Origin of the sequence: Mycobacterium sp. (genome assembly GCF_036488105.1) — a bacterium.
Lineage (GTDB): Bacteria > Actinomycetota > Actinomycetes > Mycobacteriales > Mycobacteriaceae > Mycobacterium.
The window spans coordinates 1-2,996 of sequence record NZ_DASXHW010000123.1; the positions used below are offsets into that span (position 1 = coordinate 1).

General features: G+C 63.0%; 2 protein-coding genes and 1 pseudogene. All 3 read right to left on the bottom strand.

Going from position 1 to position 2,996, the window contains the following annotated elements:
• Positions 1-1,094 (bottom strand): serine hydrolase domain-containing protein (locus VGH54_RS06600; RefSeq protein ID WP_331511141.1); only part of this gene is annotated, 1,094 nt, incomplete at its 3' end.
• 118 nt (positions 1,095-1,212) lie between these two features.
• Positions 1,213-2,532, bottom strand: coding sequence for a lipase family protein (locus VGH54_RS06605; RefSeq protein ID WP_331511139.1), 1,320 nt, complete (start codon positions 2,530-2,532; stop codon positions 1,213-1,215).
• Positions 2,529-2,996: pseudogene (locus tag VGH54_RS06610) on the bottom strand (patatin-like phospholipase family protein); the annotation flags it as partial. The pseudogene VGH54_RS06610 and the gene VGH54_RS06605, both read right to left, overlap by 4 nt.

Below are 2,996 nucleotides of genomic sequence, written 5' to 3' on the forward strand. Positions count from 1 at the left end.
GCCAGCAGCGGATCTGTTGTGTTTGGTGTCTTCGCAATGGCTTCTCGGACAGCATCGTTCGCTGCTTCGGCTTGTTGAGCTGTGTGGCCGGGCTGCTGAGGAGTCGTCATCAACGCCAGAGTCGCTTGCCGCACCGGAAACTTGCTGGGGCGGTTCGCAAGCCGATCTAGCAGGGCCTGCGCATAGATGCTGACATCGTGCGCCGTCGAGAACACACCGGCGTCCCCGCTTACTCCCCCCATCCGGCGCGCCGTCGGGTCATGCACGGTGCCTCGAAGAAGGTAACCAAAATCGGGATTCTTGCTCGGATCGACTCTGCTTTCCTCATCGACGGCCGTTGGTGCGACGCGCGGCAACAGATTGGTGCTCCAGGTACCGGCAGGACAGGCGACCAGTTCGCTTGGCGCAGGAGCCCAGGCAATCGCAGCTCCTCTGAGCGTGTGGGGGCCACATGCCTTGGTGGGAGGAAGGTAGCGGGTTTCTTCCATGCCAAGCGGCGCAAAGACATTCCGCTGAACGTAAACGTCTTCGGCCTCGCCGGCGAGTTCTTCGATCAGTGCGCCAAGCAGGATGTAGTTGATATCGGAATAGCGGAAAACCTCACCGGGACCCGACTGCAACGGCGTAGTGAGCGCACGATGGACGCCTTCTGTTTTGTCGGCTCCGGCCAGGCCCCACGGATCCCCGAGACTTACGTCTATCCCTTCGCCTGAGGTGTGGGTAAGCAGCATCCGAACGGTGACTTGTGCACGCTGTGGATCGTTCGCCGTATTGAAGTCAGGCAAATACGTCTGCACAGGATCGTCGAAGGCAACCTTGCCTTGTTCGTAAAGCTGCATGACGGCAGTCGCGGTTGCGAGCGGTTTCGTCAGCGACGCGATGTCGAAGATCGTGTCTTCGGTCATCGGCTCGGCAGGTGTGGGCGATCCGTCCAACCCCTGTTGGCCGGCAAGCTTGCGCGAGCCATACGCCTCGTGGAAGACGGTCCTGCCGTCATGTCCGATCGCAACCACACCGCCTGGCAGCTTCTTGGCCGCGATCGCGTCGTTCATCAGCGTCGAGATCGGTGCGAATTCGGTTGTGGCAGTTTGCATTCCCTTGCGGCTCACTACATACCTGGCCGAGGCCGCCGCCACGACCATCAGCACGGCTATTCCAACAGCGATGGCTGTCCGCGCAGATGCCTTACTGGCCATGATCGGAGCAACGGCTTCAGATAGGAGAGCTGGGCGCGGGCAGAACCGGAATCGGCGCCAGTGAGTTGCCTTCCCGGATCGACGAACAGTTCTGTGGAGCCGGCAGGCCGGCGAAACGCTGTTTGATCCAGGCGGTCGAGCTGTGCAACCAGATGGGGACGCTCCAGATGTGGCTGAGCGCGACGTACTCCTCGTAGTAGACGGGTACGCCCTTGGCGCAGTAGTCGCGAGCGAGCGTGCGCACATCCCCGGCAATCATTACGCCGTCGCCGGCGCCGATGTCCTTCTTGTTTCCCGGGGTGCCCTCGAGCTCACCGTTGGCACCCTGACCGATGAACAGCGGAATTGTCGGCGTACCGCCAGTACCCATGATCAGCTTGTTAGCGCAGCCGACGTAGAGCGGCAGGTCCTCCGGAGTCGGGTAACCGGGACTGACCAGATCCCTCCACTTCAGACCCGGGTATTGACCCAGCACGTTGATGATCGACGCGGTCTGCATTTCGTGAAAAATCCTGGCGCCGTTGGGGCTGAGGTATTTCGCCAGGTCGGTTTCGATCTCGAATCCGCGCGCGATCCCGACCAGCGCCATCGCCATGACGCCGGCCCAGAACCCGGTCCCCTCGACGTAGTGCAGATTGTGCGCCGGATCGACCAGCACGCCACCTATGGCCGCGCCGATCAGGTGCTCGTTGGCGTCGGGTGCGTAAGTGGGGGCCAGCTCGGCGGCCCACTCGGTGGCGACCGCACCGCCGGAATATCCGAGCATCGCCACCCTCGCGTTGTTCGGGACGGTCGACGAGTTGAACGCGGCGCGGATCGAATCGAGCGTGTTCATTCCATACTCGGCCCCCGCGGCGAAGGCGGCCCGCTGCCCCTCGGTGTCCGGGACAATAACCGTGTACCCGTCGGCGAGGAACGCACCGAACACCGCCGCTTCGACGTTGGGGATGACGTCGCCGAGCCTACGTCCACCCCAAATCGCATAGGACGGCTCGTCGTTGCGGTTGAGCGAGTCGTAGGCGGACTGATACGAGATCACCCTCGTCGCGTCGAACTGGAATGGAGGCTTGATGACCGAGGTGACGTTGACGGTCGGCTTGCCGATCTGGCTGGTCGACCGGTAGAGCAGCTGGGTGGTCTCGAGCATCGTCGGGAAGCCAAACAGGTGGTAATGAAGGCGGCGCGTGTTCAGCACCGTTCCCGGTGCGATGCTATCTAGCGGCGTGGAGCCGGCGTAGGCGTAGAACGGATCATCTTGCGGCTGCAGCGATGCCACGGCAATGCCGGGTGCGCCACTGCGGCCCGGATACCGCCCCGGTAGCGGTGGTGTGGTCATATCTTCCCCCTAGCGATCGGCACAGTATTGCGGCGCCACCGGGCCATGCGACTCGTCGGCACCTGAATCGCGGCCATGACCGCGCTCATCGGCGAGGCTACCGACTTCGGCAGTGTCTTCGGCTTGGCGACCGGCGGGCTATCGCCTTCCCACCACGTCGGCTGCAACAGCGCCGTCGTCACCGGGATCGCCCGATCGACGCTGTTGTGCCCCCATCGGCTTGCCCGATCGATGGACGCGGCAGAGGGTGCCAGATTCACCGGCGACAATGTCGGCCCGAATCGGACGAGATGGTCGGCATAGGGCAGGTTGCGTACCATCTGCAGCTGGATGGCCTGGGTGATTGGCACCAACCAGAGGTTGCGCGGATCCCATTGCGGGTGAAAGCAATCGAACGCCAGATAGCAGGCGTTACGGGTGCCGAGCCTGCCGTCACGGACACGCTTCCACGCCAGTTCGATCGG